This window comes from Streptomyces sp. NPDC043680 (genome assembly GCF_056436685.1).
Window position 1 is genome coordinate 523826 of the sequence record NZ_JBWKCE010000005.1, and the last position, 26077, is coordinate 549902.

25 protein-coding genes, 1 other RNA gene and 1 pseudogene are annotated in these 26077 nt (G+C 73.7%); 10 read left to right on the forward strand and 17 right to left on the reverse strand.

Features of this window, described 5'->3' with window-relative positions:
* Positions 1-5 precede the first annotated feature (5 nt).
* Entirely contained in the window at positions 6-815 is an 810-nt protein-coding gene (gene ddaH / locus AC0666_RS14705; RefSeq protein WP_468967436.1) for a dimethylargininase, read from the reverse strand.
* 286 nt (positions 816-1101) lie between these two features.
* On the opposite strand from ddaH, the gene AC0666_RS14710 reads away from it, so the two are divergent.
* Both AC0666_RS14710 and AC0666_RS14715 read left to right on the forward strand, forming a co-directional pair.
* Entirely contained in the window at positions 1102-1719 is a 618-nt protein-coding gene (locus AC0666_RS14710; RefSeq protein WP_478707686.1) for a TetR/AcrR family transcriptional regulator, read from the forward strand.
* 245 nt (positions 1720-1964) lie between these two features.
* Positions 1965-2714, forward strand: coding sequence for a bifunctional DNA primase/polymerase (locus AC0666_RS14715; protein WP_468967442.1), 750 nt, complete (start codon positions 1965-1967; stop codon positions 2712-2714).
* A gap of 82 nt (positions 2715-2796) precedes the next feature.
* Here AC0666_RS14715 and yaaA read toward each other — a convergent pair whose 3' ends face one another.
* On the reverse strand, positions 2797-3597 hold the full coding sequence (gene yaaA / locus AC0666_RS14720) for a peroxide stress protein YaaA (RefSeq protein WP_468967444.1): 801 nt from the start codon (positions 3595-3597) through the stop codon (positions 2797-2799).
* A gap of 102 nt (positions 3598-3699) precedes the next feature.
* Between yaaA and AC0666_RS14725 the strand changes: the two genes are divergently transcribed.
* Positions 3700-5142, forward strand: coding sequence for an RNB domain-containing ribonuclease (locus AC0666_RS14725; RefSeq protein ID WP_468967446.1), 1443 nt, complete (start codon positions 3700-3702; stop codon positions 5140-5142).
* A gap of 101 nt (positions 5143-5243) precedes the next feature.
* On the opposite strand, the gene AC0666_RS14730 is transcribed toward AC0666_RS14725, so the two are convergent.
* From AC0666_RS14730 to AC0666_RS14755, 6 genes are all read right to left on the reverse strand, one after another.
* Positions 5244-5645, reverse strand: a complete 402-nt coding sequence (locus tag AC0666_RS14730) for a hypothetical protein (protein ID WP_468967448.1) — start codon at positions 5643-5645, stop codon at positions 5244-5246.
* Positions 5646-5680: 35 nt separating this feature from the next.
* Positions 5681-6100, reverse strand: coding sequence for a DUF2690 domain-containing protein (locus AC0666_RS14735; protein WP_478707687.1), 420 nt, complete (start codon positions 6098-6100; stop codon positions 5681-5683).
* A 12-nt stretch (positions 6101-6112) separates the two neighbouring features.
* On the reverse strand, positions 6113-6475 hold the full coding sequence (locus AC0666_RS14740) for a hypothetical protein (protein ID WP_468584331.1): 363 nt from the start codon (positions 6473-6475) through the stop codon (positions 6113-6115).
* A 99-nt stretch (positions 6476-6574) separates the two neighbouring features.
* Positions 6575-7093, reverse strand: a complete 519-nt coding sequence (locus AC0666_RS14745) for a hypothetical protein (RefSeq protein ID WP_468967454.1) — start codon at positions 7091-7093, stop codon at positions 6575-6577.
* 50 nt (positions 7094-7143) lie between these two features.
* The gene (locus AC0666_RS14750) at positions 7144-7896 is read right to left on the reverse strand and encodes a peptidoglycan-binding domain-containing protein (RefSeq protein ID WP_468967456.1); all 753 of its coding nucleotides are present in this window, start codon (positions 7894-7896) and stop codon (positions 7144-7146) included.
* Positions 7893-8222, reverse strand: coding sequence for a hypothetical protein (locus AC0666_RS14755; RefSeq protein WP_361718484.1), 330 nt, complete (start codon positions 8220-8222; stop codon positions 7893-7895). The genes AC0666_RS14750 and AC0666_RS14755 overlap by 4 nt, the downstream gene beginning before the upstream one ends.
* Positions 8223-8532: 310 nt before the next feature.
* Here AC0666_RS14755 and AC0666_RS14760 point away from each other — a divergent pair, with 310 nt between their 5' ends.
* The 3 genes from AC0666_RS14760 to rnpB all read left to right on the forward strand — a co-directional run bounded on the left by AC0666_RS14760 (position 8533) and on the right by rnpB (position 11391).
* Positions 8533-9387 carry a helix-turn-helix transcriptional regulator gene (locus AC0666_RS14760; protein WP_468967459.1) on the forward strand — a complete coding sequence of 285 codons (855 nt, stop codon included), beginning with the start codon at positions 8533-8535 and terminating at the stop codon, positions 9385-9387.
* 425 nt (positions 9388-9812) lie between these two features.
* On the forward strand, positions 9813-10832 hold the full coding sequence (locus tag AC0666_RS14765) for a helix-turn-helix transcriptional regulator (protein ID WP_468967462.1): 1020 nt from the start codon (positions 9813-9815) through the stop codon (positions 10830-10832).
* Between the two features lie 149 nt (positions 10833-10981).
* Positions 10982-11391, forward strand: an RNA gene (rnpB, locus tag AC0666_RS14770) — RNase P RNA component class A.
* Between the two features lie 81 nt (positions 11392-11472).
* Here the strand turns inward: rnpB and AC0666_RS14775 are convergent.
* Genes AC0666_RS14775 through AC0666_RS14785 form a run of 3 tightly spaced genes read right to left on the reverse strand, consistent with a single transcriptional unit; the run spans position 11473 to position 14392 of the window.
* Complete coding sequence (locus AC0666_RS14775) at positions 11473-12795, reverse strand: bifunctional RNase H/acid phosphatase (protein ID WP_468967465.1); 1323 nt, start codon at positions 12793-12795, stop codon at positions 11473-11475.
* Positions 12795-13538 carry a zinc ribbon domain-containing protein gene (locus AC0666_RS14780; RefSeq protein ID WP_468967605.1) on the reverse strand — a complete coding sequence of 248 codons (744 nt, stop codon included), beginning with the start codon at positions 13536-13538 and terminating at the stop codon, positions 12795-12797. The genes AC0666_RS14775 and AC0666_RS14780 overlap by 1 nt, the downstream gene beginning before the upstream one ends.
* Positions 13535-14392 (reverse strand): Nif3-like dinuclear metal center hexameric protein, encoded by an 858-nt coding sequence (locus tag AC0666_RS14785; RefSeq protein WP_468967468.1) that lies wholly within the window; start codon positions 14390-14392, stop codon positions 13535-13537. Before AC0666_RS14785 ends, AC0666_RS14780 begins: the two co-directional genes overlap by 4 nt.
* A 231-nt stretch (positions 14393-14623) precedes the next feature.
* On the opposite strand from AC0666_RS14785, the gene AC0666_RS14790 reads away from it, so the two are divergent.
* On the forward strand, positions 14624-15703 hold the full coding sequence (locus AC0666_RS14790; protein ID WP_468967471.1) for a hypothetical protein: 1080 nt from the start codon (positions 14624-14626) through the stop codon (positions 15701-15703).
* Positions 15704-15740: 37 nt separating this feature from the next.
* Here the strand turns inward: AC0666_RS14790 and AC0666_RS14795 are convergent.
* Positions 15741-16700 (reverse strand): annotated as a pseudogene (locus AC0666_RS14795) (ROK family transcriptional regulator).
* A gap of 32 nt (positions 16701-16732) precedes the next feature.
* On the opposite strand from AC0666_RS14795, the gene AC0666_RS14800 reads away from it, so the two are divergent.
* Complete coding sequence (locus AC0666_RS14800) at positions 16733-17380, forward strand: HAD family hydrolase (protein WP_478707688.1); 648 nt, start codon at positions 16733-16735, stop codon at positions 17378-17380.
* 64 nt (positions 17381-17444) lie between these two features.
* On the opposite strand, the gene AC0666_RS14805 is transcribed toward AC0666_RS14800, so the two are convergent.
* The 3 genes from AC0666_RS14805 to AC0666_RS14815 are packed head-to-tail and all read right to left on the reverse strand — an operon-like array spanning position 17445 to position 20354.
* Positions 17445-18386, reverse strand: a complete 942-nt coding sequence (locus AC0666_RS14805; protein ID WP_478707689.1) for a 3-oxoacyl-ACP reductase — start codon at positions 18384-18386, stop codon at positions 17445-17447.
* Positions 18387-18400: 14 nt separating this feature from the next.
* The gene (locus AC0666_RS14810; protein WP_478707690.1) at positions 18401-19477 is read right to left on the reverse strand and encodes a Zn-dependent alcohol dehydrogenase; all 1077 of its coding nucleotides are present in this window, start codon (positions 19475-19477) and stop codon (positions 18401-18403) included.
* Between the two features lie 22 nt (positions 19478-19499).
* Positions 19500-20354: a MaoC/PaaZ C-terminal domain-containing protein gene (locus AC0666_RS14815; RefSeq protein ID WP_478707691.1), complete on the reverse strand. Its 855-nt coding sequence runs from the start codon at positions 20352-20354 to the stop codon at positions 19500-19502.
* A gap of 207 nt (positions 20355-20561) precedes the next feature.
* On the opposite strand from AC0666_RS14815, the gene AC0666_RS14820 reads away from it, so the two are divergent.
* Positions 20562-20915: a response regulator gene (locus AC0666_RS14820; RefSeq protein WP_468967608.1), complete on the forward strand. Its 354-nt coding sequence runs from the start codon at positions 20562-20564 to the stop codon at positions 20913-20915.
* A 515-nt stretch (positions 20916-21430) separates the two neighbouring features.
* Here AC0666_RS14820 and AC0666_RS14825 read toward each other — a convergent pair.
* Complete coding sequence (locus tag AC0666_RS14825; RefSeq protein ID WP_468967485.1) at positions 21431-22621, reverse strand: lipid-transfer protein; 1191 nt, start codon at positions 22619-22621, stop codon at positions 21431-21433.
* Between the two features lie 28 nt (positions 22622-22649).
* Positions 22650-24800, reverse strand: a complete 2151-nt coding sequence (locus AC0666_RS14830) for an acyl-CoA dehydrogenase (RefSeq protein ID WP_468967487.1) — start codon at positions 24798-24800, stop codon at positions 22650-22652.
* 221 nt (positions 24801-25021) lie between these two features.
* Here AC0666_RS14830 and AC0666_RS14835 point away from each other — a divergent pair, with 221 nt between their 5' ends.
* The gene (locus tag AC0666_RS14835) at positions 25022-26068 is read left to right on the forward strand and encodes a polyprenyl synthetase family protein (protein ID WP_468967490.1); all 1047 of its coding nucleotides are present in this window, start codon (positions 25022-25024) and stop codon (positions 26066-26068) included.
* The last annotated feature ends 9 nt before the right edge of the window (positions 26069-26077 follow it).

Sequence of the window (26077 nt, forward strand, 5' to 3'; positions counted from 1 at the left end):
CCGCGTCACATCCGCAGCTCCTGGGTGCAGCACTTGACGCTGCCGCCGCCCTTGAGCAGCTCGCCCAGGTCCATCGGGACCGGCTCGAACCCGCGCTCGCGCAGCGGGGCGAACAGTCCCGTCGCCGCCTGCGGCAGCAGGACGTTCCTGCCGTCACAGACGGCGTTCAGGCCGAGGGCCGCCGCGCTCTCCCCGTCCGCGATCAACGCGTCCGGGAACAGCCGCTTGAGCACGGACCGGCTGCCGGGCGAGAAGGCCGGCGGGTAGTACATGACCTCGTCGCCGTCGAGGACGCACAGCGCCGTGTCCAGGTGGTAGTAGCGCGGGTCCACCAGGTCGAGGCCGATGACCGGACGGCCGAAGAACTCCTGGGCCTCGTCGTGCGAGAGCGGGCTGGAGCGGAAGCCGCGGCCGGCCAGGATGTAGGTCGCGGTGACGGCGAAGTCGCCCTCCCCCTCGTTGACATGGGACGGCTCGTGGACGTCCTGGAAGCCGTGGGACCGGAACCAGTCGAGGTGGATCTCCGCCTCGGCGGCGCGTTCCGGATAGGCGAACCGGGCACCGAGCACCCGGCCGTCCACGACGAGGGCGCCGTTCGCCGCGAAGACCATGTCGGGCAGCGCGGGATCCGGTACGAGCGTCTCGACGGTGTGGCCGAGGGCGCGGTAGCGGTCCCGGAGGTCCTCCCACTGGGCCTGTGCCAGGGCCAGGTCCACCGGTTTCGCGGGGTCCATCCACGGGTTGATGGAGTACGTGACCTTGAAGTGTGCGGGTGGGCACATCAGGTAGCGCCGGGGTGTGGCGTCTCTGCGCAAAGAAGGCTCCTCACGACTCACGGAGATGTGAAGAGAATCGTCTCTCCTCACCGCGAACCGCGCAGTGCACCGACGGGGTGGTTTACGGAAAGGACACCAAAGGACCGGCACGGTGCAGCAGGCGTGCCCGCCGGGGGACCCCGCCGCACGGCCCCGCCGCGGGACCCCGCCCGCCGCCGGACCCGGCCGCCACCGCGGGGCCCCGGACGGCACGGCCCCGGTGCGCTCCGCCGGAGGGACCGGGACCGCCCTGAGACGAGACGTCTCGATTGGTATGTTGGCCGCCATGAGCAGCCGGCCCCCCGCCCCGAAGACTCCCGACGCGAGCCGCCGCAGCGACCGCTCCCGGCGGGCCATCCTCGATGCCGCCCTCGCCCTGGTCGCAGAGGTCGGTTACAACAGGCTCACCATCGAGGCCATCGCCGCCCGCGCGGGCGTCGGCAAGCAGACGATCTACCGGTGGTGGCCCTCGAAGGCCACGGTGCTGCTGGACGCCTCCCTGGCGCTCGCGGAGGACGCCGGGGCGGAGGGCGACTGGAGCGGCTTCCCGGACACGGGGGACCTCGCCGCCGACCTGAAGTACGTGCTGCGGGCCACGGTGGACCAGTTCAACGACGAGAAGTACGCGGCCCCCACGCGCGCCCTGACCGCGGCGGGGGCGACCGACCCGGAGCTGGCGGCCCGCTTCACCGAGCAGCTGCTGGAGCCGCAGCTCGCCCTGTACGAGGCCCGGTTGCGGGCGGCGCGGGACACCGGGCAGCTGCGGAAGGACGCGGACCTGCGCCTCACCGTGGAGATGCTGGTCGGCCCGCTCACCTACCGCTGGCTGATGGGGACCGGCCCGCTGACGCACGCGTTCACGGACGCGCTGGTGGACCGGGTGCTGGACGGCGTCCGGGGCTGACGGCGCGACAGCAAGCGTGGCGAAGGTCACCGGCGGGCGGACGGCCGACCGACGGCCGGGAACAAGTCGCGGAATTTTAGGGGCATGTGGGCGCTTTCCCGCCACCGGACCGATTCATTCCGGCCGCTGTCCGGGCGCCTTCACCCCCTGCGCCCCGCCCCCGGTCGGGCAGTGCGGTCACACGGGCCGCCGGATGGTGGGACCATGGGACGGTCTGCCAGGGCAACCGTGAGGTGAGGGGATAGATGGGGTCCGAGTCCGGCCGCGTCAAACGCGGCGAGCAGAGCAGGATTTCCCAGTGGCTGCGCCGCCGCCAGAAGCCCGTCCCCGAGGATCCCGGCCGCGCACGCGAGGCCCTTCTGCTGTCCGTCGCCGCGGCGGGCCTGCCGCTCGCCCCTGCCGCCCACCCGGCCGGATACCGGTGTTCGTGCGACCGGATCGGCTGTCCCACCCCCGCGCGGCACCCGCTCTCCTTCGCCTGGCAGACGCAGTCGACCACCGACCGGGCGCAGATCGAACGCTGGGCGCGCAACCAGCCGCAGGCCAATTTCGTCACCGCGACGGGCATGGTCCACGACGTGTTGGACGTCCCCCTGGAGGCCGGCGCCGTGGCCCTCGCCCGGCTGCTGGAGGCCGGCGTGGAGGTCGGGCCGGTCGCGGAGTCGGGCGGCACCGGCGACCAGGCCCGGATGCTCTTCTTCACGGCCACCCGCGGCACCCCCGAGGACGAGGACGAGTGGTGGCCCTGCGAGCTGGACTGCCACCCCGAGACGATGGACGAGCACCCGGGCCTGCGCTGGCACTGCCGGGGCAGCTACGTGCTGGTGCCGCCGGCCGCGCTGCCCGGTGACCTGGCCGTCACCTGGATCCGGGGCATGGAGCACCCGCTCCCCGACCCGCTCACGCTGCTCGAAACCCTGACGGACGCCTGCGCGGCGTACGCGGGCGCGGCGGACCAGACCCCCGCCACGGTGGCCTGGCCCCTCGGCCGCTGACCCCGGGCTCCCGCCCGCCGGGCCGCGGCCGCGCCGGCCCGGGCCACCCGCCCCCGCCGGCCGGGCGGGCGCCGGCCGCCCCTCAGTGGATCTGGCTGACCACCACGTCCAGGGACCAGGCCTTGGCCGGCTTCGCGGGGGCTTCGGCCTCGACCACGTAGCCGAGGTCCCGCAGCGCCGTGACCAGCTCCGCCGGGGAGCCCGGCGCCGCGCCCGCCACCAGCAGGTCCCGGACCAGCCGGCCCTTGGTGGCCTTGTTGAAGTGGCTCACCACGGAGCGCTTCTCCACCCCGTCCACCATCTGCGCGTGCAGCACCCGTACCGTCGCCGTGCGCCCCGCGACCTCGCCCTTCGGCTTCCAGGCAGCGGCGTACGCGGCGGACCGCAGGTCCAGCACCAGCCCCTGCCCCGCCGCCTCCGGGAGCACCTCGGCCATGGGCCCGCGCCAGTACGCGCCGAGCGCTCCCAGCGCGGGCAGTTTCACGCCCATCGAGCAGCGGTAGGACGGGATCCGGTCGGAGATCCGCACCGCGCCCCACAGACCGGAGAAGACCAGCAGCGACCGCTCCGCCCGCGCCCGCGCCTCGGCCGGGAGCTCCGCCAGGCCCAGCGCGTCGTACAGCACGCCGGTGTAGACCTCCCCCGCCGGCCGGGCCGGCGCCGACCGCAGGCCGGCGTTCTTCGCGACCTCGCCGCGCAGCCCCTCGCTCAGGCCGAGCACCTCGCGCGCCTTCAGCTCGTCGCCCGCGCACAGCTCGACCAGCTCCTCCAACACCGCCGCCCGCGCCGGAGCCAGCCCCGGCAGCGACAGCGTCTCCGGCTCCAGGGGCGCGCCGGAGCCGCCGGCGGCCTTTCCTTCGGACGGCGGCAGCAGCACGAGCACGGTGGATCTCCTTCAGTACGACACGGCGCAGGGGGTGCGGCCCCCGAGCCAGGGTAGACGGCTCGCCGTGCCCCGACCGCCCGCCCGGCCTACGCTCGATCCATGCCACGCCGTCACATGCACATGGCCGGCGCAGACGGGACTGCCCTGCGGGCCGCGCTGCGGGAACTGCGGACGAAGCTGGACGTGCCCGGGGAATTCCCGCCCGAGGTGCTCGCCGAGGCGGAGCAGGCGGTCCGGGCTCCGCGGCTGCCCGACACCGACGCCACCGACCTTCCCCTGTTCACCATCGATCCGCCCCCCTCCCGCGACCTCGACCAGGCCATGCACCTGGAGAGGCGGCCCGGCGGCGGCTACCGCGTGCACTACGCCATCGCCGACGTCGCCGCGTTCGTCACGCCCGGCGGCGCGCTCGACGCCGAGGCCCACCGCAGGGTGAGCACCCTGTACTTCCCCGACGGCAGGGTTCCGCTGCATCCGCCGCTGCTCTCGGAGGGCGCGGCCAGCCTGCTGCCCGGGCAGACCTGCCCGGCGCTGCTGTGGCGCCTCGACCTGGACGCCACCGGGCGCGTGGAGACCACCGACGTCCGCCGGGCCCTCGTCCGCAGCCGGGCCAAGCTCGACTACGACGGCGTCCAGCACGCCATCGACTCCGGGACCGGCGGCGAGGCCCTCGCCCTGCTCGCGGAGATCGGGCGGCTTCGCGAAGCCCTCGAACAGCAGCGCGGCGGCATCTCGCTCAACGTGCCCGAGCAGGAGGTCGTCGTCCAGGACGGCTCGTACACCCTGGCCTACCGGGCCCCGCTCCCCGCGGACGGCTGGAACGCCCAGATCTCCCTGATGACCGGCATGGCCGCCGCCGAGCTGATGCTGGCCGCCGGGACGGGCATCCTGCGCACCCTGCCGACCGCCCCCGACGGCGCGGTCGGGCGGCTGCGGCGGGCGGCGAAGGCCCTGCGGATCGACTGGCCGCACCACGTGCCGTACGCCGAGCTCGTCCGCTCCCTCGATCCGCACGACCCGGCCCACGCCGCGTTCCTCCAGGAATGCACCACCCTGCTGCGCGGCGCCGGCTACACCGTCTTCACCGGCGGGCACGTCCCCGATCCGGTGCTGCACGCCGCGGTGGCGGCCCCGTACGCGCACTGCACCGCCCCGCTGCGGCGGCTCGTGGACCGCTACACCGGTGAGCTGTGCGTGGCGGCGGTCGCCGGGGCCGAGCCGCCCGCGTGGGCGGTGGCGGGACTGGACCCGCTCCCGCAGCGGATGGCGGAGGGGATGCGGCTGGCCAACACGGCCGAGCGGGAGTGCGTGGACCTGGTGGAGGCGGCCGTGCTCCGGGGCCGGATCGGCGAGACCTTCGACGCCACCGTGATCGACATCAAGGAGCACGAGCCGCTGGTGGGCACCGTCCACCTGGAGGAGCCGGCGGTGGTCGGCCGGGTCGAGTCGTCGTCGGCGCGGCTGCCGCTCGGCGACCGCATCCGGGTCCGGCTGACGCAGGCGGACCCGGGCCGGACGAAGGTGCTGTTCGCCGCGGTGTGAACCGCGGATCGCCCCGGCGCGCAGCGGGGGACCGCCCGGCGTGGAACGCGCGCGGGCCGGAGCCCCGCCGACGGGGTTCCGGCCGCGCGCCACCCGGGTGGTCAGGAGGTGACGTTCCAGTCGAGGGTGCCGCTCCAGGCGATCTTGATCTCGCTGACGTCCGCCGCCACGGCCAGGCAGAAGACGGTGCCGGACTTGAAGTTCGAGCCGATCCGGTGACGGCGGCCGTCGCCGAGCTCCACGCCCGCGCCGTGCACGGAGGGGCTGCCGCACTTGTACCACATGGCCTTGATCGCGGTCCCCGGGTTGTTGATCTTGAGGTACACGTTCGAACCGTTGGCCGTGACGGTCCGCCCGGTCGGGTAGTACGTGTAGCTCCCGCCGACCTTGCCGGACACGTTGGAGGAGGACGCGTACGCCGGTCCGGTGGCCAGGACGAGCGCACCGGCGAGGGCGGCGCCCGTGACGAGGGCCTTGCACGGCGTGCCGTGGAGGATTCGCATGGTCGCGAGGGCTTCCTGTGAGAGGGACGGGGGAGTCAGTACGAGCCCGTGCATTCGGTCTGGTCGCCGTTGTCGAAGACCCCGCAGGCCCAGGCCTTCACGTCCTTGTCGTTCACCATCACGCTGAAGTACGTGCCGCCGCCGGAGGGGCCGTAGGTCGTGTACTTCTTGCCCTGGCTGTTCCGCACGTCGATGCGGGAGTTCTTCGGGGCGTGGGGGAAGCGTCCCCAGGCCGCCCGGCAGGAGGGGCTGTACCGCAGCTCCATACCGATGAACGGGCCGGTCTTCACGGTGCGGGCATCGCTCTGGCAGGTGGTGTTCGCCGGGTTGAGCCCGTTGCAGGACACCCCGAGGCAGCTCGCCGCGGCGGGGGCGGCGAAGGCGGCGGGGGCCTGCAGGACTCCGGCGACGAGCAGGGCCCCGGTACCGAGCGCCGCCGCGATGCGGTGCTTCATCGGTGCGCTCCCTCAGCAGTTGGCGGACGTAGTGATGCGGATCTTGTCCACGGTGCCGACGCTCTTGAGGTCCTCCCGCAGCTGGCCCGCCTTGAGGCAAATGGTCTTTCCGTTGGTGAAGTGGAGCCGCGTGCCACCGCTCCTGCGGGTGCTCCACGCCTTGTCGGCGCCCTTGCTGGCGCCGAGCGTCTGGTAGCCGGAGGTGACGTCGTGGTACTCGCCGGTCCGGGTGGAGTAGCCCTTGTAGAAGCAGACGGCGTTGACGCCGCAGCCCAGCTCGTCGGCCTGGGCGGCCGGGGCGGCGACCAGGCCGGCGGCGGCGATGGCCAGCGCGCCGAGGGCGACGGACAGCTTCCTGTGCAGGGAGGGCTTCATGGCATGGGTCCTTTCGGGAAGGCAAGGGAACGGAAGGGCGAGCGGAACGCGGCCGCGCGCGGCCGGGGCGGTGCGGCGTCTTGTCGGCGTCTGTCGGCGTCAGGAGCTGGCCGCGTTCGTGCAGGCCTGGGAGCCGCCGCAGTAGGTGATGTCGAAGTGGTTGCTCTCGCGGGCGTAGACGTTGCCCGCCGAGGAGCGCCAGCGCTGCGCCCCGTCGCCGCGCGGGGCGATCTTCGTGAAACTGGAGTGGATGTAGTTCGTGATGCAGGTGTTCGGGTTGATGTCCGCCTTGTAGCCGTTGTAGTGGCTGTAGGTGCCCGGGGCGTGGCCGACCTCCGTGCCGCCGGTGACGTTGATCGCGCAGCCGCTGGCGCTCTTCAGCGTCCTCAGCCCGTCCACCGTCGCCTGGTTGATCTGCTCGAAGGAGGTGCACCTGCTGTTCGAGCGGGTGGTGCAGTTGCCGCTGGAGGACCAGGTGACTCCGGCGCCCCGCAGCGCCGAGGCGGCCGCGGACTGGGACAGCTTCGAGACGGCGAAGGCGTTGCCGGGCAGGGCGATCACCGCGGCCGCGGCCAGGGATCCGGCGGCGAGGGTGGTGCGACGCAGCGTGGTGCGCATGACGGTGTCCTTCCTTATGGGGATAAAACGCTTGAAGGGTGGAGCGGGGTCTAGTACCAGTGCGGTGAACGGGACTTCCAGGTCTCGTACGCCTTGCACGGCGTGCCGTACCGGTCGTCGATGTACCCCAGGCCCCACTTGATCTGGGTGACCGGATTGTTGGCCCAGTCCGAGCCCGCGGCGGCCATCTTGTTGCCGGGCAGGGACTGCGGGATCCCGTACGCGCCGCTGCTCGGGTTGGTGGCGTACACCTTCCAGTTGCTTTCGCCGGTCCACAGGCTCTTGAGGCAGCCGAACTGTGCGGACACCGTCCAGCCGTGCGCCCCGAACTGGCTCTGTGCGACCTGGTGGACGGTGCGCGAGACCCCCATGGCCGCCATGGTGGCCGGGCCGGCCATCCCGTCGGCGCCCTTTCCGTGGCCGCCCTGCCAGCGTTTGACCGCGGCCTTGGTGCCGTCCCCGTAGAGACCGTCCGCCGCGACCCCGGCCTTCCGCTGCACCGCCTCGACCTGCCGGTGCAGGGCGAGTTCGCTGCGGTCCCCGTAGGCACCGTCCTCGGCGAGGCCGTTGTCCTGCTGGAACTCCTTGAGCGCCGCCCGGGTGGCGGGGCCCTGGACGCCGTCGATCCCGCTCGCGGGGAGGTAGCCGAGACCGGCCAGGTTGGTCTGCTCCCAGCGCACCGAATCGACGGCGTACGCCTGGGAGGTACTCAGGGCCGGTACGAGCAGTACGGCCGTGAGCAGGCCGGCGGCCGCGGCCGGCAGGCGCAGGCTCCGGCGGGTGGCGGCGGGTATGCCCTTCACTCTGGTTTCTCCAAGTCGGGTGTGCCGAAGGGGTCGAGGAGGTCGAGACGGATCTCCCGCGCCGTCCATCCGGACAGCAGCGGGGAGGTGGCCAGGGCGCGCCGGGCGCTGCGCAGCGCCGCCGACCGGGCTGCCGCCGCCGAGTCGGCGAGGGCGTAGAGGACGAGGTCGGCCCGTCCCGGAGAGGTCAGCACGCTCACGTGCTGCGGCTGGTCGGCCGGTTCGGTGCACGCCCACAGCACGTCGACCAGTACGTGCCGGTCGAGATGCCGGTGCGGGGCGAGCGGACCTGCCGTCAGTTCCACCGCCGCCATCGCGAGGTGCATGGTCGCGGTCAGTCCCAGATGAGGCCGAAGAAACCGAAGAACACGAGGCGGCCCTCCCTGTCGGTGCGAGTCGGTTTCAGCCGCTGTTCTCCGGCTGCAGCAGAAGCATCGCGGGCGGTCGGCCCCGCCCGGAAGGACTTCCGGGTGAGAGCAAGTGGTCCTGAGTGCTTGGTGTCACGGCGGGCGGCCCTGGTCACCTCGGCGGCGGGCCTGTCATCATCTGCGCACCGCGGCACGACCGGCCGCGCAACAGCAGGGGGAGGGCCCGGGGATGGGGTCCGTCGATGTTCACGCACAGGCTGCGCCGGCGGTGGGACCCCGCTCGGCACGCCGCCGGCCGGCCGCGGCACTGCGGCCCTTCATCATCAACTACACCGGCTTCCACACGGAGTTCAGCGCGCCACGGCGCCGCCTGGAACTGCCCACCGGCTACGTGACGGTGGTGTTCGTCTTCACGGAGGGCCTGTGGGTGACCCGTACGGAGGTGCTGGCACCGACCCGGCTGCGGGCCGCCTCCCGGGCCATGATCAGCGGACCACGCACCGTTCCGACGATCGGGGTGCACGCGGGGTCGGTGAGCGGGCTGGAAGTGAACATGAGCCCGCTCGGCGCCTACCGGCTCTTCGGCATCCCCATGGCGCACTTCGAGGACGCGCACGTGGACCTGACGGAGGTGATCGGTCCGGCGGGCCGGCACCTGACCGACCGGCTGCAGGCGCTCGGCTCCTGGGAGGATCGTTTCACCCTCCTCGACGAGGTGTTCTGCGCCCGCCTGGACGGGGGCCCGGCCGCCGCGCCCGAGGTCCGCGGGGCGCTGTCCCGGCTGTGGGCGGGCAGCGGCTCCCTGGCCCGGATCGCCGAGGAGACCGGATGGAGCGCCCGCACCCTGCGCGCCCGGTTCCGCGACCAGGTGGGCCTGTCACCGAAGGCCGTGGCACGGGTGTTCCGGCTCCAGCACGCCTTGCGGCTGCTGTCCTCCGGGGTGGCCCCGGCTCGGGTGGCGGCCGCCTGCGGCTACCACGACCAGGCGCACCTGAGCCGTGAGGTGAAGGCGATGACCGGACTGCCGCCGTCACGGTTCGTGAAACTGCGCGGCGGACTGCCGCCCGGCTCGGCCCTGGACCGGATGCCGGGCCGGATCACCAGCGTGGTGCTGTCGGGCTAGGGCCGTTCCTTCGGATCGTCCGGCCGACGAGATGAAGACGGCTCGGAGCGGACCCCCGACTCCGGCGGGCCACCGCTACCGGACCGACCGCTCCCGGAAGGCCGCCGCACCACGGTCCCGCGAGCTCACTGCCGCCGATCTGCGACGAGGCCAAGGCCGGCCTCGCAAAGGCCAAAGAGGAGACACGTCGCGGGCGGAAGGCCCTGGACGACGCCGAGCGCAAACTCCACGAGTTGGAAGCCGCACAGCCCCCCGGACCAGGCGGCGATCAAGGCCCAGAAGGCCAAGGCCGACCAGAACAGGGCCGAATGGTCAACGAGGTGATCCGAAGGAAACGGCCCAGGGGTGTGCCGTTTTTGACAAGACACGGGTGCGTGGGCTTGCCACGCTTCTGCGCACCACTCGTCACCCACGGAGGATCCGCCTTGTTCGCGACCCTCGGGCTCGATCCGGCCACCGAGGCCGTCTACCGGCTCATGGCCACCCGGCCGGAAGGCTGGGGCGTAGAGCAGATCGCCACCCATCTCGGCTGCGAGGAATCCCGCGTACGGGAGGCCCTGGACCGGCTCGCGCAGGCCTCGCTGCTGCGCCGGTCGCGGGCCGTTCCCGGCACCTGGCGGGCGGTCAGCCCGGAGCTGGGCGTACAGCTCATGCTCCGCCGCCACCAGGAGGAACTCGACCGGCGCCAACGGGAGATCACCGAAAGCCACGCGGCCGTCTCCCGGATGATCTCCGAGCTGCGCCAGGGACCGACTCCCGACTCCGGGGCCGCCCCGGACACCGCCGGCGGCCTCGCGGCCGGCGGTGAACGGCTCGTGGGCATCGACGCCGTCCAAGCCCGCCTCGAACTCATCGCCGAGCAGGCCGAAGCGGAGATCTGCACCTTCATGCCGGGCGGCGGCCAGTCGCAGGCCGCCATCGACGCGGCCCGGGAGAACGACGCCCGGCTGCTGGCCCGCGGAGTCGACGTGCGCACGGTCTGCCTCGACAGCGTCCGCGGCAACCGGCCGACCCTCGGCTACGCCCGCTGGCTCACCGACAACGGCGGCGGCGTACGGACCGTACCCACCCTCCCGCTGCGCATGATCCTGGTGGACCGTGCCCACGCGCTGGTGCCGCTCGACCCCGCCGACACCCGCGCCGGGGCCGTCGTCCTGCGGCTCGCCGGAGCGGTGGCCGCCCTGACCGCGCTCTTCGAGCAGGTGTGGGAGGCCGCGCTCCCGCTCGGCTGTGACCGGCCGCGCGACGCGTGCACCGGCCTGACCCCGCCGGAGCGGGAGCTGCTGAGGCTGCTCAGCCAGGGCCTGACCGACGAGGCCGCGGGCCACCAGCTGGGCGTCTCGCTGAGCACGGTCCGCCGGTCCATGGCCGCCCTGATGGAACGGCTCGGCGCCCGCAGCCGCTTCGAGGCGGGCCTGCGCGCAGCCCAACGCGGCTGGCTCTGACCCCCTCCCCCAGCCGCCGCGCTGCGGCAACCCGTCACGGGGGGGACGGACCGCCGCAGCGCGGCCATGCCCGTCCCGCGGGGAAGGCCTGCCGCCGCGCCCGGGGTGAAGGGCGGCAGTCGGCGCGGGTAGCATGGTTCCTTGCAGAACAACCGGAGCGGACGGCCGCGACGGGGTCCCCGGATCCCGCCGAGGAACGTCCGGGCTCCACAGGGCAGGGTGGTGGGTAACGCCCACCCGGGGTGACCCGCGGGACAGTGCCACAGAAAACAGACCGCCGGGGGCTTCGGTCCCCGGTAAGGGTGAAACGGTGGTGTAAGAGACCACCAGCGCCTGGGGTGACTCAGGCGGCTAGGTAAACCCCACCTGGAGCAAGGTCAAGAGGGGTCGGCCGTTTTCGGACGGCGGGCCCTGCGCGGACGATCGAGGGCTGCCCGCCCGAGTCCGCGGGTAGACCGCACGAGGCCGGTGGCAACACCGGTCCTAGATGGATGGCCGTCTCCCCGGCGACCGCGAGGTCACCGGGCGACAGAACCCGGCGTACAGCTCCGGTTGTTCTGCACTCGACGTACGGGAAGGGCCCGCACCCACCGGGGTGCGGGCCCTTCGCCGTGTCCGTGTCCGCGTGCGCGGCCCGCGGTCAGCGCAGGTGCGAGGTGTCGTTCAGCAGCCGCACCGACGCGTTGCCGTCCGCGTAGTACGCCACCGCCGACAGCGAGGCCGCCGACAGCTCCATGCGGAACAGCGACTCCGGCGGGGCGCCCAGCGCCAGGCGGACCATGATCTTGACCGGTGTCACGTGCGTGACCAGCAGCACCGTACGGCCCGCGTGCGCGGCGAGCAGCCGGTCGCGGGTGGCCGAGATCCGCCGGGTCGCCGCCGCGAAGCTCTCGCCGCCGCCCGTGGGGGCCGCCTTCGGGGAGTCCAGCCATGCCTGGAGGTCGTCGGGGAAGCGCTCCTGCACCTCGGCGAAGGTCAGGCCCTCCCACGCGCCGAAGTCCACCTCGCGCAGCCCCTGCTCGACGGTCACCGCCAGCCCGAGGCGGTCGGCGACGGCCTGTGCGGTCTCCCGGCAGCGCCGCAGCGGGGAGCTGATCACCGTCTGGACGGTGCCGCGCGCGGCGAGGGCTTCGGCCACCGCCGCGGCCTGGCGCCGGCCGGCCGGGGACAGCTCCGGGTCGCTGCCACCGCTGCCGGAGAAGCGCTTCTGCGGGGTCAGGGCCGTCTCGCCGTGACGCAGCAACACGAAGGTCGCCGGCGCCCCCATGTCGGGGCCCCAGCCCGGCGTGGAGAGCGGGGTCTGCCCGGTGCCGGGTGCCGGGGAGGGGATGCGTCCGGGACCGCCGGGGCCCGCCTCCGCGGGCAGGGTGGCGGCCGCCGGCTGGACCGCCGGTGCGGGGGCCTGCGTACCGGACGCGGAGGCGAGGGCCGCGCGGACGGCCGCAGCGCCCGCCGCGGCGTCTCCGGGCGGGCCCGCCGGGGGCGGGGCGGCCAGGGCCCGCGCCGCCGATGTGTCCAGGGCCGCCGTCGAGGCCGAGGGCTCCCACTGCCTGCCGAGCCGTCCCGCGTCCATCGCCTCGTTGGCCAGCCGGTCCGCATGCTTGTTCTGCTCGCGCGGGATCCACTGGTACGTCACGTGCGCGGGCGGCAGGATCGTCGCGGCCCGCGCCGCGAGGGGCTTCATGTCCGGGTGCTTGATCTTCCAGCGGCCCGACATCTGCTCGACGACGAGCTTGGAGTCCATCCGGACCTCGACCCGCGCGTCCGGGTCCAGCTCGCGCGCGGCCGTCAAGCCCGCGATCAGGCCCTTGTACTCCGCCACGTTGTTCGTCGCGACACCGATGAACTCGGCGCGCTCGGCCAACGTCTCGCCGGTGGCCGGGTCGAGGACGACCGCGCCGTAGCCGGCGGGCCCCGGGTTGCCCCGGGAACCGCCGTCGGCCTCCACGACGAACCGCGGCATCAGATGCCCGAGTCGGCCGTACGGACCAGGATGCGGCCGCAGTTGTCGTGGCGGACGACCTGGTTCGGGGCCGCTGCCTTGATCTCGTTGACCTCGGCCATGTCCAGCTCCAGGCGGCAGCCCTCGCAGCGGCGCTGGTACAGGCGCGCGGCGCCCACACCGCCCTGCTTGACGCGGATCTTCTCGTACAGGGCCATCAGGTCCGCCGGCATGGAGGCGACGATGACCTCGCGGTCCTTGGTGACCTTGGCGGCCTCGGCGTCGAGCTCTCCGGTGGCCGCGTCGCGGCGCGCGGTGGCGTCGGTCAGCTCGGCTTCGAGGCCGGAGACCCGCCCGGTGAGCTCGGTGACCCGCCCCTGCGCGGCCTCCAGGCGCTCCATGACCTCCAGGACGACGTCCTCCAGGTCGCTCTGGCGCTTGGCGAGGGAGACGACCTCGCTCTGCAGGTTCGCCAGGTCCCGGGCCGAGATGCCCGCGCCGGAGTCCAGCCTCTGCTGGTCGCGCGCCGCGCGCTGGCGGACCTGGTCGACGTCCTGCTCCGCCTTGGTCTGCTCGCGGGCGGCGTCGCTCGCCTGCGTCTGGGCCGCCACGAGCAGGTCGCGCTGCTGCGTCAGGTCCTTGGTCAGGGAGTCGACCTCGGCGTGCTCGGGCAGCGACTTGCGCTTGTGGGCGAGCTGAGACAGCCGGACGTCCAGGGCCTGGACATCGAGGAGTCGGATCTGGTCGGCGGGCTCGGCGTTCAGTTGGGGGCTCCATCGGTAGAAGGGGACGGTTCGGAGGGCGCGTGCGCCGTCCAGGGGTCGGTGACCGTGCGCGACACGTGGGTCCGCAGACCCCAGCCGTGGCGCTCGGAGACGGCGTCGAGCTGGGCCGCGGCCTGCTCGCACCAGGGCCACTCGGTGGCCCAGTGGGCGGCGTCGACGAGGGCGAGCGGGCTCTGCTCGCGGGCCTCGGACACCGGGTGGTGGCGCAGGTCGGCGGTCAGGAAGGCGTCCACGCCCGCGGCCCTGACCTGCGCGAAGAGGCTGTCACCGGAGCCGCCGCTGACGGCGACGCGGCGGATGGTGGCCTCGGGGTCGCCTGCGGCGCGGATGCCCTGCGCGGTCCGCGGCAGCCGGGCGGCGGCGCGGGCAGCGAACTCCCGCAGGGTCTCGGGGTGGTCGAGCTCGCAGATCCGGCCGAGGCCGCGGCGGCCCTCGGGGTCGGTGGGGTCGGGCACGAGCGGGCCGGTGACCCGCAGGTCCAGGGCGCCGGCGAGGGCGTCGGAGACGCCGGGGTCGGCGGTGTCGGCGTTGGTGTGGGCGACGTGCAGCGCGATGTCGTTCTTGATCAGCGTGTGCACGACACGGCCCTTGAAGGTGCCGGCCTCGACGGTGGTGGTGCCGCGCAGATAGAGGGGGTGGTGGGTGACGACGAGGTCGGCGCCCAGCTTCACCGCCTCGTCGACGATCTCCTGCACGGGGTCGACGGCGAACAGGACGCGGGAGACCTCGGCGTCGGGGTCGCCGCAGACCGTTCCGACCGCGTCCCACTCCTCGGCCCGCGAGGGGGGCCAGAGAGCGTCCAGCGCGGCGATGACTTCAGAGAGACGGGGCACAGGCCAAGGCTACCGTCCGTACGGGAGCACGAGGGTCCCCGCCGGATCCGCCCCGGCCGGGCGCCCACCGGACCGTGCGCCCCCTCGCGCCGCGCGGGCACCGCGCAGCACAACCGCCCTCGCCGACACCGGAGAACCACGCGGCGGCCACCCGTACGTGTGAAGCGCAGGTGGTCGTGTTGTTCGGGTGGAAGTGCGAAAACTAGCTTCCTCACCGGAGGTGACGCACGGATGACTGTCTGTGCCATCGAGATCACGACGAGGGCCCCGTTCACCATCGCCGCGGACGGGTCCTACGCGGCCCGGCTGGCCGGGGACGGCGAGGCGCGCTACCCGGAGCGCTGGACCTTGGCCGGGCCCGAGCCGTATGCGGTGCCGCTGCCGCTCGCGCAGCCGGAGGAGGCGGACAGCGAGGTGCTGGCGCTGGTCGACGGACGGGTGCTGATCCACCGGCGGGTCGCCGAGCGGCACGCGTTCGCCCTGCTCTACCCGACGGGCGGCCCGGGCGCGGGGCCGCGGACCGGGGAGCTGGTGCTGGGCGCGGTGAACCCCCGATCGGGCGCGGACGGCGCGGAGGGCGTACGGGTGTCCCTGCTACCGCCCTCCCCCGACGGGTACGGCGCCTTCGCCCTGGCCGCGTCCGACACGGAGAGCACGGTCTGGCAGGTGGCCGGGGGCGCCTTCGGGCCGGTCGCCCGCGTGCCCGGCCGGTGCTCGGGCGGCGTCTGGCTGGACCGCACCGGGCGGATGCTGGCCCTGGACCGCAGCCTGGACGGCACCGCCAAGGCCGTGGCGGTGGACCTGGGGCGCGGCGGCGAGGTCTCCCCGCTGCTCCAGATCGCGGAGGGCAGCGAGGACCGGCTGCTGCTGGCCGACCCCGACAGCGGGCTGCTGCTGATCCGCTCGGACGCTCCGGCCGCGGGCGAACCGCGGCTGGGCTGGGGCGTGTTGGGGAGCTCGCTGCCGGTCCGGTTCCCGGAGTGCTTGCGGGGGGAGGCGGGGACACCGTTCGCGGTCCAGCCCGGGCAGGCCCTGATGCCGGAGACCTGCGGGGTCGCGCTCCGGCTGGAGGACGGCGGGATCGGGCTGTGGCGCCCCGCCGACCGGCACCTGTTCCGCCTCGGCGCGCCCGCCGGCTGGCTCGGCACCGGCCTGTGGAGCACGCAGGGCCGCCTGCACCTCCCGTACGCCACGGCGGAGGTGCCCTGCGGGATCACCGGGCTGACGCTGCCGGTGGCCACGCCGCCGGTGCGGCTGGATCCGCCGCCGGCCGCGCCCCGGCCGGTGCCGCTGCAGCAGGCGCCGCTGTAGGGGTGTCGTAGCCGGCAGCGGCCGGGGCAAGGCTCCGTCAGCGGCGTTCGCAGGCGAGGTCGCGGGCCGCGTCCAGCGCCGTCGTGACCGCGCCGAGCAGCACCGCGTCCTCCCCGAGCCCGCCGGGCACCACCTTCGGCCGCAGCGGGCCGAGGGTGCGCAGCGTCCGGCGGACGGTGGGCAGCAGCAGGTCGGCGCTGTGGCCGACGCCGCCGCCGAGGACGACGAGGTCGGGGTCGAGGAGGGCGGACACCGTGGCGATGGCGTGGGCGAGGCGCTCGACCTCGATCTCGACGGCCCGGGTGGCGGCCGGGTCGCCGGTGCGGGCGGCGTCGAAGACGTCCTTGGCGGTCAGCGGCCCGGTCATCCCGTGGGCACGGGCGGCCCGGACGACCGCGCCGGCCGCGACCGCGTGGCGACGGCCACCCCGAGCCCGTCGCCGATCCGGTCGAACAGCCCGGGACGGCTCCAGCCGGGCAACTGCCGGGCGTGGCGCACTCGGCGGGCCTCCGGGTCGTAGACGCCGGGGGTGCCGACCACCGCCCGGGTGACCTTGCGCGGGTCGAGCGCGGAGTCGGCGACGAGCCGGCGCGCGGCGGTCACGGCGAGGTCGGCCATGCTGTTGGCGGTGCGGGCCTGGTTGCGTACGTCGGAGCGGGCCACGACGGTGCCGTCGAGGTCGGCGAGCGCCACCCGCAGCCGGCTGCGGCCGATGTCGACCCCGAGGGCGTAGCCGGCCGTCGGGTCGGGGGCGTAGAGCACTGCGGCCCGGCCCCGCTGGGGGCGTGCGTACCGGCCTCCCGGACCAGGCCCGCCTGTTCGAGGGTGGCGAGGGCGCTGGAGACGGTCGGCTTGGAGAGCCCGGTGTCCCGCGCGAGCTGCGCCCGCGAGAGGCGGCCCCGCCGACGCGCAGCCGCTCCCACAGCAGCCGCTCGTTGGCGCTGCGCTGCCGCTGCGGATTCCAGGGCAGCCCACCCGCCTCGTCACTGCTGATCACGGCCCCACTCTCACCGTGCCATGCTCGGTCGGGTGACGACTTCCACCCGTACGGGCACCCGGCGGTGCTTCGATGCCGTGCTGTGCGACCTCGACAACGTGATCCGCTTCTACGACGCGACGGCGCTCACCGCGCTGGAACGCGAAGCAGGAGTACCGGAAGGCACCACCACCCGGCTGGCGTTCGCCCCGGAGCGGGACGGACCGCTGCTGCTGGGCCGGATCACCCGCGGGCAGTGGACGGACTCCATCGCGGCGGGACTGCACGCCGAGGCGGGGCTGCCGGCGCAGCAGGCCCGGGAGTTGGCGACGGCGTTCGCCGACTGCCCGTTCTCGGCGGACGAGGAGGTGGTCTCGCTGCTGCGCCGGGTCCGGGCAGCGGGGGTCGCCCTGGTCCTGGTGACGAACGCGACGCTGGAGCTGGAGGACGACCTGGCCTCGCTCGGGCTCGCGGACCTGGCGGACCACGTCGTCAGCAGCGCCCGGGTGGGGGTGGCCAAGCCGGACCGGGAGATCTACGAGATCGCGGCGGCGCGTGCGGGCGCGCCGGCGGGGCGGTGCCTGTTCGTGGACGACCGGGCGGAGAACGTCGAGGCCGCCGTCGCGCTGGGGATGACCGGGGTGCACTACCGGGGCCCCGCCGATCTGCACGGACCGCTCGGGTCGCTGCTGAGCGCCTGAGTCCGCGGATCCGGCCCGGTGCTTGCGGTGCCGGGCCGGGTCCGCAGGTCTGCCGCAGGGTGGGTCAGTCGTGCTTGAGGCCGAGGACCTCGGCCGCCGCGAAGGTCTCGTTCGCCGGGCGGGCGGCGTAGTGCGGGGTGAGGAGCTCGTCCAGCTCCTCGTAGGAGAAGGCCTCCTTCGAGGTGTCGAACTTCGCCGCCACCTTGGGGCGTTCCATCACGACCACGATCCCGCCGTGCACGACGAACAGCTGCCCGTTGGCCCTCGCCGAGGCCGGTGAGGCCAGGTAGCCGACGAGCGGCGAGACGTGCTCGGGTGCCAGCGGGTCGAGCTTGCCCTCCTCCGGGACCTGGAAGCCGGCGAAGACGTCCTCCGTCATGCGGGTCCGGGCGCGCGGGCAGATGGCGTTGGCCGTCACCCCGTACTTGGCCAGGGCCAGCGCCGTCGAGGTCGTCAGCCCCACGATGCCGCCCTTGGCGGCGGCGTAGTTCGGCTGGCCGGCACTGCCGCCGAGGAAGGCCTCGGAGGAGGTGTTGATGATCCGGCCGTAGACGGGGCCGCCCGCCGCCTTCGACCGCTCGCGCCAGTGCGCGGAGGCGAAGTGGGTGGTGTTGAAGTGGCCCTTGAGGTGGACCCGTATCACCGAGTCCCATTCCTCCTCCGACATCGAGAAGATCATCCGGTCCCGCAGGATGCCCGCATTGTTGACCAGGACGTCGAGCTTCCCGAAGCTGCCCACCGCCAGCTCGACCAGCTCGCGTGCCTGCTCGAAGTCGGCGACGTCCCCGAGGTGCGCCACCGCCCGCCCGCCCGCCGCGCGGATCTCCGCGGCCACCTCCTCCGCCGGGGCGGCCGACGCCTCGCCGGAGCCGTCGCGGCCGCTCTGGCCGAAGTCGTTGACGACGACGCTCGCGCCGAGCCGCGCCAGCTCGATCGCCTCGGCCCGGCCGAGTCCCCGGCCCGCGCCGGTGACGATGGCGCTGAGACCCTCAAGTGGCAGTGACATCTACCGGATTCCTCTCAGAGTTCGATGCAGGTGCGCAGGGCGACACCCGTGCGCATCTGGTCGAGGGCGTCGTTGATCTCGGCGAGCTGCACGCGGTGGGTGATCAGGCCCGCCAGGTCCACCCGGCCGGCCCGCCACAGCGCGATGGTGCGCTCGTACGAGCGCAGCACGTCCCCGCCCCCGTACATCGACGGCAGGATCTTCTTCTCGTCGAAGAACAGCGAGAACATGTTGACCGAGTAGGTGTCGTCGAGCGCCCCCGCGCCGACCACGACGACCGAGCCGCCGCGCCGGGTCATCTCGTACGCGGTCTGCGTCGTCGAGGACTTGCCGACGACCTCGAAGACGTAGTCGAAGCCCTCCCCGGCCGTGATCCGGTTCTTGGCGTCGGAAAAGGCCTCGGGGGCCACCGCCTCCGTCGCCCCGAACCGCAGCGCCGCCTCGCGCCGCGAGGCCACCGGGTCCACGGCGATGATCTGCGCCGCGCCCTGCACCTTCGCACCCTGGATGACGGAGATCCCGACGCCGCCGCAGCCGATGACCGCCACCGAGGACCCGGCCTCCACCTTGGCGGTGTTGATCGCCGCGCCGAGGCCGGTGGTCACTCCGCAGCCGATCAGCGCGGCGATGTCGTACGGCAGGTCGTCGGGGATCGGGATGGCGCACGCGGCGGGCACCACCATCTCCTCCGAGAACGTGCCGGTGCCGGCGAAGCCGAAGATGTCGCCGCCCGCGCGCCGGAAGTTGGGCGTGGCCACGTTGCCGAAGGACTCCAGGCACAGGTGCCCCTGCCCGCGCTTGCAGGCGGGGCAGTGCCCGCAGGGCGGCAGCCAGCAGACGAGGACCCGGTCGCCGATCGCGTGTCCGGTGACCCCGTCGCCGACGTCGGTGATCTCGCCCGCCCCCTCGTGGCCGGGGATGAACGGGGCGGGCTGCGGCAGCACGCCGTTCATCGCGGACAGGTCGGAGTGGCACAGGCCCGTCGCCCTGATGCGGATCCGGACCTTGCCGGGGCCGAAGCCCGCGGTCTCCATGTCGTCGACGACTTCCAGCTTGTCCTGGCCGATCTCGCTCTGCAGTGCTGCGCGCACGGTGCGGCTCCTTGAGGTCGTGTTACGCGTGTTCGACGACGGTGTCGGCGAGGACCGGCGCCTCGTGGCGTTCGACGGCGGTCACCGAGACCTGTACGCGGCCGGGCTCCTGCCACATCCGGATCCGCAGGGTCTCCCCGGGGAAGACGATCCCGGCGAAGCGCGTGCGGTAGGCGCGGACCCGGGAGACGTCACCGTCCAGGACGGTGTCGACGACGGCCTTGAGGGTCATCCCGTACGAGCACAGGCCGTGCAGGATGGGCCGGTCGAAGCCGGCCAGCTTGGCGAACTCGGGGTCGGCGTGCAGCGGGTTCCAGTCCCCCGAGAGCCGGTACAGCAGCGCCTGCTCCTCGCGGATGGGCCGGTCCTCGGTCCGGTCGGGGGCCCGCTCGGGCAGCCCCATCCGCTCGGAGGGCCCCCGGTCGCCGCCGAAGCCGCCTTCTCCCCGTACGAAGATCTGCGCGTCGCTGGTCCAGAGCGGGCCGTCGGCGTCCTCGACCTCCGAGCGGAGGACGATCACCGCCGCCTTGCCCTTGTCGTAGACGGCGGCGACCTTGGATGTGGTGGTGGCCCGCCCCTTGACGGGGATGGGCCGGTGCAGCTCGATGGAGTGGCCGCCGTGCAGGACGGCGGCGAGGTTCACGTCGATCCCGGGTGCGGAGAGGCCGCCCAGCATGGCCATGCCGGCTCCGGCGACGGTCGCGAAGCTGGGGAGCACGTGGAGCTTGGACTCCAGGGTGTAGCGCAGCTCGTCGGGGTCGGTGGCGGGACGGCCTGCGCCGAGGCCGAGGTGGTAGAGCTGGATGTCCTTGTGGTCCCAGGCGATGTCCCCCCGGCGGGGGTCGGCGGCGAGGGCCTTGGCGGCATCGATCGGCATGAAGATGCTGCTCCTTGTTCGTGGAAGACCTCGGCGCGGCCGTCCGCACCGTCGGCCGCACCGAGGTCGCATACGGGCCGGTTCTAGAACGCGTTCTAGAACCGGTGAGGCCATGTATAACGCACCCCCCGGTACTTGGGAAGACTCCTGACTGCGCGTCAGAGCGCCTCCTCGACGCGCCGGGCCTAGGCTGGTGGAGTGGACGAAATGCCCGTGTACCACCGCCCCGCCAGGTCCCTGCGGGTGCTGCTGTCCCCGCCGAACGCGGCGCTGGCGCTCCGGCTGGGGCTCCAGCCCGACATCGAGGTGGTGGCCTCGGCACTGGCCCGCCCGGCGGTGGCCCTGGTGGAGGACCCCGGGTCGGTGCCGGGCCTCCTGGCGGACGATCCGGAGTGCAGGGTGCTGGTGCTGACGGGTTCGGCGCACCCGGGGCTGCGGGACGCGGTGCTCGCCGCCGGCGCGGCGGGGTTGGTCCTGCGGGACGGCCCCCTGGAAGACCTGGCCGACGCCATCCGCCGAGCCTCCCGAGGCGAAACGGTCATCGACCCCTCCCTCACCTGACCCACCGCCGGCCGACGCCGGGGGCGGGGAGGTCCGATCGCCTGCGCGGCGCCGTTGCGGTGGCCAGCCCCCGAACCCCCGCGCCTCAAACGCCGGCGAGGCTGGATTTTGCAGGCCGGTGCCTCAAAGGGGTGGGGGCAGTGGCTTGGCCCTGGCATCGGCGGGTGGGGTGGGGACACTGCGGTGGTGAGTCGAGGATGAGCGGTCACCGCCGAGTCCGCGAGCCGAGACGAACTTCCGGAGTGGCACCGCCCCACCACCACACGCTCCCGAGCAACGACACCACAGCCCGCGAAGCCCGCCCCGCCACACACGCTCCAGCGCAGCGACACCACGGTCGGCGAGCCCGCCCCAGCCCCCGAGACTCCGCGCAACGACACCACAGCCCGCCGAAGCCCGCCCCGGCCCCCGAGGCCAGTCCCGCGGAACGGGACCACCCCGGCGAAGCCCCGCCCCCGGGCCGAGCCCCCCGCGCGGCAGCGCCCCGGCGGCCGGCCGCCGGAAGCCGGGCACCGTCACCGCCGCAGGAGCGTCACCACCGCCGCCCCGCCCAGCCCGATGTTGTGGGCGAGGCCCACCCCCGCCCCCGGCACCTGGCGAGGCCCCGCCTCGCCCCGCAGCTGCCACACCAGCTCCGCGGCCTGCGCCAGCCCCGTCGCCCCCAGCGGGTGCCCCTTCGAGATCAGTCCGCCGGACGGGTTGACCACCCACCGCCCCCCGTACGTCGTCGCCCCGCTCTCCACCAGCTTCCCGGCGGAGCCCTCCCCGCACATGCCGAGCGCCTCGTACGTCAGCAGCTCGTTGATGGAGAAGCAGTCGTGCAGCTCGATGACGTCCACGTCCTCGATGCCGAGCCCCGACGCCTCGTACACGGTCCGCGCCGCCGCCGCCGTCATCGGCTTGCCGACCACGTCGATGCAGGACCCCGACGCGAACGACGCCTCCGTGTCCGTGGTCATCGCCTGGGCCACGATCTCGACCGCCTTCGCGTGCAGCCCGTGCCGGACGAGGAACCGCTCCGAGACCACCACCGCCGCCGCCGCGCCGTCCGACGTCGGCGAGCACTGGAGCTTCGTCAGCGGGTCGTGGATGGTCTTCGCGGCGAGGACCTCCTCGACCCCGTACACGTCCTGGAACTGCGCGTTCGGGTTGTTCGCCGAGTGCCGGTGGTTCTTGGCCCCCACCGCCGCGAGCTGCGCGGCGGTGGTCCCGTACCGCTCCATGTGCTCGCGCGCCGCGTTCCCGAAGATCTGCGCGGTCGGCGGGGACATCTCGAAGCCGTGCCGCGCCGCCATGATCCCGTAGTGCCGGGCCACCGGCGAGGTCTTGAAGTCCGCGCCCGCGTCCGCCCCGCCGCCCAGCGCGCCGCGCTTCATCTTCTCGAAGCCCAGCGCGAGCACGCAGTCGCTGATCCCGCCCTCGACGAACTGCCGCGCCAGCATCAGCGCCGTCGACCCGGTCGCGCAGTTGTTGTTCACGTTGTAGACGGGGACCCCGCTCAGCCCCAGCTCGTACACCGCCCGCTGCCCGGCGGTGGAGGCCTGGAAGCAGTACCCCACCGGCACCTGCTCGACCAGGTCGTAGCCCACGCCCGCGTCCGCGAGCGCCGCGGCCCCGGCCTCCTCGGCCATGTCCCAGTACTGCCAGTCCCTCGATTCCGGCTTCTCGAACTTCGTCATGCCGACGCCCACGATGTACGACTTCATGCGAGACAACTCCTGCTCCTCCGGTCGGTCAGTCCCTGGGAAGGCCGAGGATCCGCTCGGCGACGACGTTGAGCTGCACCTGCGTGGTGCCTCCGGCGATGGTCAGGCAGCGGGACATGAGCAATCCGTGTACCGCCTGCTCCCCCGCCCCCTCCCGTACCGCGCCCGCCGGGCCCAGCAGTTCGAGGGCGAGCTCGGCGGTGCGCTGCTGGTGCGGGGTCTGGACGAGCTTGCGTACGGAGGCCCCGGCGCCCGGTTCCAGCCCGGACACCTGCTGGAGCGTGGTGCGCAGTCCGATGCAGGCGAGGGCGTGCGCCTCGGCGGCGAGCGCCCCGATGCGCGCCCGGTAGGCGCCGTCGAGCTCCGCGGACCGCGTGATCAGCGCCTCCAGTCCGGTGCTGAAGCTCATCTGGTCGGCCATGTGGACGCGTTCGTTCCCGAGGGTGTTGCGGGCCACCTTCCAGCCGCCGTCGGCGGCGCCGACCAGGGCGCCCGCCGGCAGCAGCACGTCGTCGAGGTACACCTCGTTGAAGAGGGCCTCGCCGGTGATCTCCTTCAGCGGCCGGACCTCGATCCCGGGGGTCCGCATGTCGACGACGAAGTACCCGAGCCCCTTGTGCTTGGGGGCGTCGGGGTCCGTGCGGGCGAGCAGGATCCCGAAGTCGGCGCTCTGCGCGGAACTCGTCCAGACCTTCTGCCCGTTGATCCGCCAGGACCCGTCCTCGCCGGTCCGCGCGGCCCTGGTCCGCAGCGAGGCCAGGTCCGAGCCCGCGTCCGGCTCCGAGAAGAGCTGGCACCAGGTCGTGTCCCCGCGCAGGGTCGGCAGCAGGTAGCGCTCCTTCTGCTCCGCCGTCCCGTAGACGAGGAGCGAGGGCACCACCCAGGTGGCGATCCCGAGGTCGGCGAGCCTGACCCCGGCCGCCGCCAGCTCCTGCTGGACGACGAGCTGCTCCACGGGCCCGGCGCCGAGCCCGTAGGGTGCCGGAAGGTACGGCGCGGCGTAGCCGGTGGGCGCGAGGAGCCGCCGGGCGGCGGCCGGGTCGAGACCGCGGGCCTCCGCCACGGCGGCGCGGGCCCCGGCCCGGTACGTCTCGGCCTCCGCGGGCAGTTCGAGCCGCAGCTCCCGCCGGGCTCCGGCCGCCGCGAGCCGCACGGCCCGGGAGCGGTGCGCGTCGCCGGGGCCGAGCAGCTGCCGGGCGACGAGCGCCCGGCGCAGGTAGCGGTGGGCGTCGTGCTCCCAGGTGAAGCCGATCCCGCCGAGCACCTGGATGCAGTCCTTGGCGCACGAGTAGGCGGCGTCGAGCGCGGTGGCGGCGGCCAGTGCGGCCGTCAGCGAGCGCACCGGCGCGGGCTCCTCCATCGCCTGGGCGGCGTCCCAGGTCAGGGCCCTTGCCTGTTCCAGGCGGAGCAGCATGTCGGCGCACAGGTGCTTGACCGCCTGGAACTGCCCGATGGGCCGGCCGAACTGCTCGCGCACCTTCGCGTACTCGGTGGCGGTGTGCAGCGCCCAGGCGGCGGTGCCGCAGGCATCGGCGGCGAACAGCGCGCAGGCCAGGTCCCGGACCAGGGCCGCGTCCAGGTCGAGGAGCCGGCCGGGCGCGACGGCGGTCCCGCGCGCCCGTACCTCGGCGGTGGGCCGGGTCGGGTCGGCGCTCTCGTGCGTACGGATCCCCAGCGCGGCGGCGTCCACGGCGAACCAGTACGTGCCGTGCGCGGCCTCGGCGGCGAGCAGCACGAGGTCGGCCTCCCCGGCGCCGAGCACCGGCGGCGCGGTTCCGTCGAGCAGGTACCCGCCGCCCTCGACGGCGACGGCCGTCAGGTCCCCGGGCCCGAGCGCGACGGCCCCGATGCGGGCGCCCTCGGCCAGTGCGGCGGCCAGGTCCCCGGCCCCGGCCCGGTGGAGCAGGACGGAGGCGAGCGCGCTGGGCAGGAACGGCCCGGGCAGCCCGGCCCGGGCCGCCTCCTCCGCCACGACGGCGAGGTCCAGCAGGCTTCCGCCCTCCAGGTGGGGGGCGAGCAGCCCGGCGGCGGCCAGTCCGTCCCAGTACACGGGCCGCGTTCCGGTCCGGGGCGGGGTGTCGAGCAGTTTGCGCACCTCCTCGGGGGGCATGGCCCGCGCCGCCCAGCCGCGCACGGCCTGGGCCAACTCCCGCTGTTCCTGCGTGATTCCGATGCCCATACGGATCCTGCCGCCTCGTCGCCCGGTCCGGTCGGTCGCCGGTCAGACTAGAACACGTTCCATTCTGACGGAAGGTCAGATGCGCGGCCCCGCCGAACCGGACCGAGGCCGAACCTCCAAGGGCTGGCTGGAAATCGCTCTGGATCCCCTCCAGTCCAAATGATCGAATCTGGGCGCCGCCCCCACCCCCGCCCCCACCCCCGACGGAAGGGAAATCACCCGTGAAATGTCTGACCTATCTCGACGTGAACGAGGAATTCGCCCAACGCATCGAGAAGGAGGTCAGGGCCGCCCTGGCCCAGCTCGGCGCATTACCCTCACACGCCCCCGTCACCACACACGGGCCCGGCGCCACGGAAAGCGCCGTCACCAAACTCCTGCACCACCAGAAAATGCGGCACCCGCTGGCGGTCCTCCCGATGCTGGTGCACGCCACCGAGACGGGGCGCCCCGAACCGGCCCTCCCGCTGTCCGCCGTCCACCTGCTGTGGTGGACCTCCGCCTGCTACCTCGACGACCTGGCCGACGGCCACGGCACCGCCGCCTCCCCCGGCTTCAGCCAGAGCGAGGGCCTGCTCGCCTCCGTGATCAGCGGAACCGTGCTCCCGATCCGCATCGTCCAGGCGCTGCCGGTGCCGGACTCCGTACGCCTCCGGCTGACCGCCGAGATCGCCACCGGCTGGGCCGTCGGGACCGAGGGCCAGCTGAACGACATCAACGGGATCGCCGAACACGCCACCCGCGACACCGTCGTCACCGCCTATCGCGGCAAATCCGGCGGCCCCTACGCGATGGTCACGGCCATGGCCGCGATCCTTTCCGGAGCGGCCGAGGAAAGCGTGGAGCAGTGGCGGGAGTTCGGACATCTCTTCGGAATTCTGTGGCAGCTCTTCAACGACCAGGAGGACATCCTCACCGGCCGCAACGAAGACCTCGCCAACGGCACCGTGACCTACCTGCTCAGCTGCGCCCTCGAACAGGCACCCACACCGCGCCGCCGGGAACACCTCCTCGGGCGCTGCGCCGCCGCACGGCATTCCAGACAGGCCCGGTCGGAGCTGGCCCGTCTCCTGCTCGCGCCCGACGTCCTCCACCGCTACGGCACCGACCTCGACGCCTTCCGCACCTCGGCCCACCGCCTCCTCGACGAGCTCGGCGGCGACGACACGTACCGCCGGTCGCTGCACCACCTCGTCGACCACGCGGCCCGGCTGCTCCTCCACCCGGACCTGGCGCCGGCCCCCCTGGCGGTCCCGGCCTCCGCGTAGGACGGCGGC

Excerpts from the sequence above, each read along its gene's own strand:
- AC0666_RS14745 (WP_468967454.1), bottom strand. The coding sequence starts at position 7,093 with ATGCGCACCACGCTGCGTCGCACCACCCTCGCCGCCGGATCCCTGGCC.
- AC0666_RS14775 (WP_468967465.1), bottom strand. The coding sequence starts at position 12,795 with ATGCCGCGGTTCGTCGTGGAGGCCGACGGCGGTTCCCGGGGCAACCCG.
- AC0666_RS14805 (WP_478707689.1), bottom strand. The coding sequence starts at position 18,386 with ATGTCACTGCCACTTGAGGGTCTCAGCGCCATCGTCACCGGCGCGGGC.
- AC0666_RS14725 (WP_468967446.1), top strand. The coding sequence starts at position 3,700 with ATGCCACGCCGTCACATGCACATGGCCGGCGCAGACGGGACTGCCCTG.
- AC0666_RS14755 (WP_361718484.1), bottom strand. The coding sequence starts at position 8,222 with ATGCACCTCGCGATGGCGGCGGTGGAACTGACGGCAGGTCCGCTCGCC.
- AC0666_RS14815 (WP_478707691.1), bottom strand. The coding sequence starts at position 20,354 with ATGCCGATCGATGCCGCCAAGGCCCTCGCCGCCGACCCCCGCCGGGGG.
- AC0666_RS14715 (WP_468967442.1), top strand. The coding sequence starts at position 1,965 with ATGGGGTCCGAGTCCGGCCGCGTCAAACGCGGCGAGCAGAGCAGGATT.
- AC0666_RS14710 (WP_478707686.1), top strand. The coding sequence starts at position 1,102 with ATGAGCAGCCGGCCCCCCGCCCCGAAGACTCCCGACGCGAGCCGCCGC.
- AC0666_RS14820 (WP_468967608.1), top strand. The coding sequence starts at position 20,562 with ATGCCCGTGTACCACCGCCCCGCCAGGTCCCTGCGGGTGCTGCTGTCC.
- AC0666_RS14730 (WP_468967448.1), bottom strand. The coding sequence starts at position 5,645 with ATGCGAATCCTCCACGGCACGCCGTGCAAGGCCCTCGTCACGGGCGCC.
- AC0666_RS14735 (WP_478707687.1), bottom strand. The coding sequence starts at position 6,100 with ATGAAGCACCGCATCGCGGCGGCGCTCGGTACCGGGGCCCTGCTCGTC.
- AC0666_RS14830 (WP_468967487.1), bottom strand. The coding sequence starts at position 24,800 with ATGGGCATCGGAATCACGCAGGAACAGCGGGAGTTGGCCCAGGCCGTG.
- AC0666_RS14825 (WP_468967485.1), bottom strand. The coding sequence starts at position 22,621 with ATGAAGTCGTACATCGTGGGCGTCGGCATGACGAAGTTCGAGAAGCCG.
- AC0666_RS14740 (WP_468584331.1), bottom strand. The coding sequence starts at position 6,475 with ATGAAGCCCTCCCTGCACAGGAAGCTGTCCGTCGCCCTCGGCGCGCTG.
- AC0666_RS14790 (WP_468967471.1), top strand. The coding sequence starts at position 14,624 with ATGACTGTCTGTGCCATCGAGATCACGACGAGGGCCCCGTTCACCATC.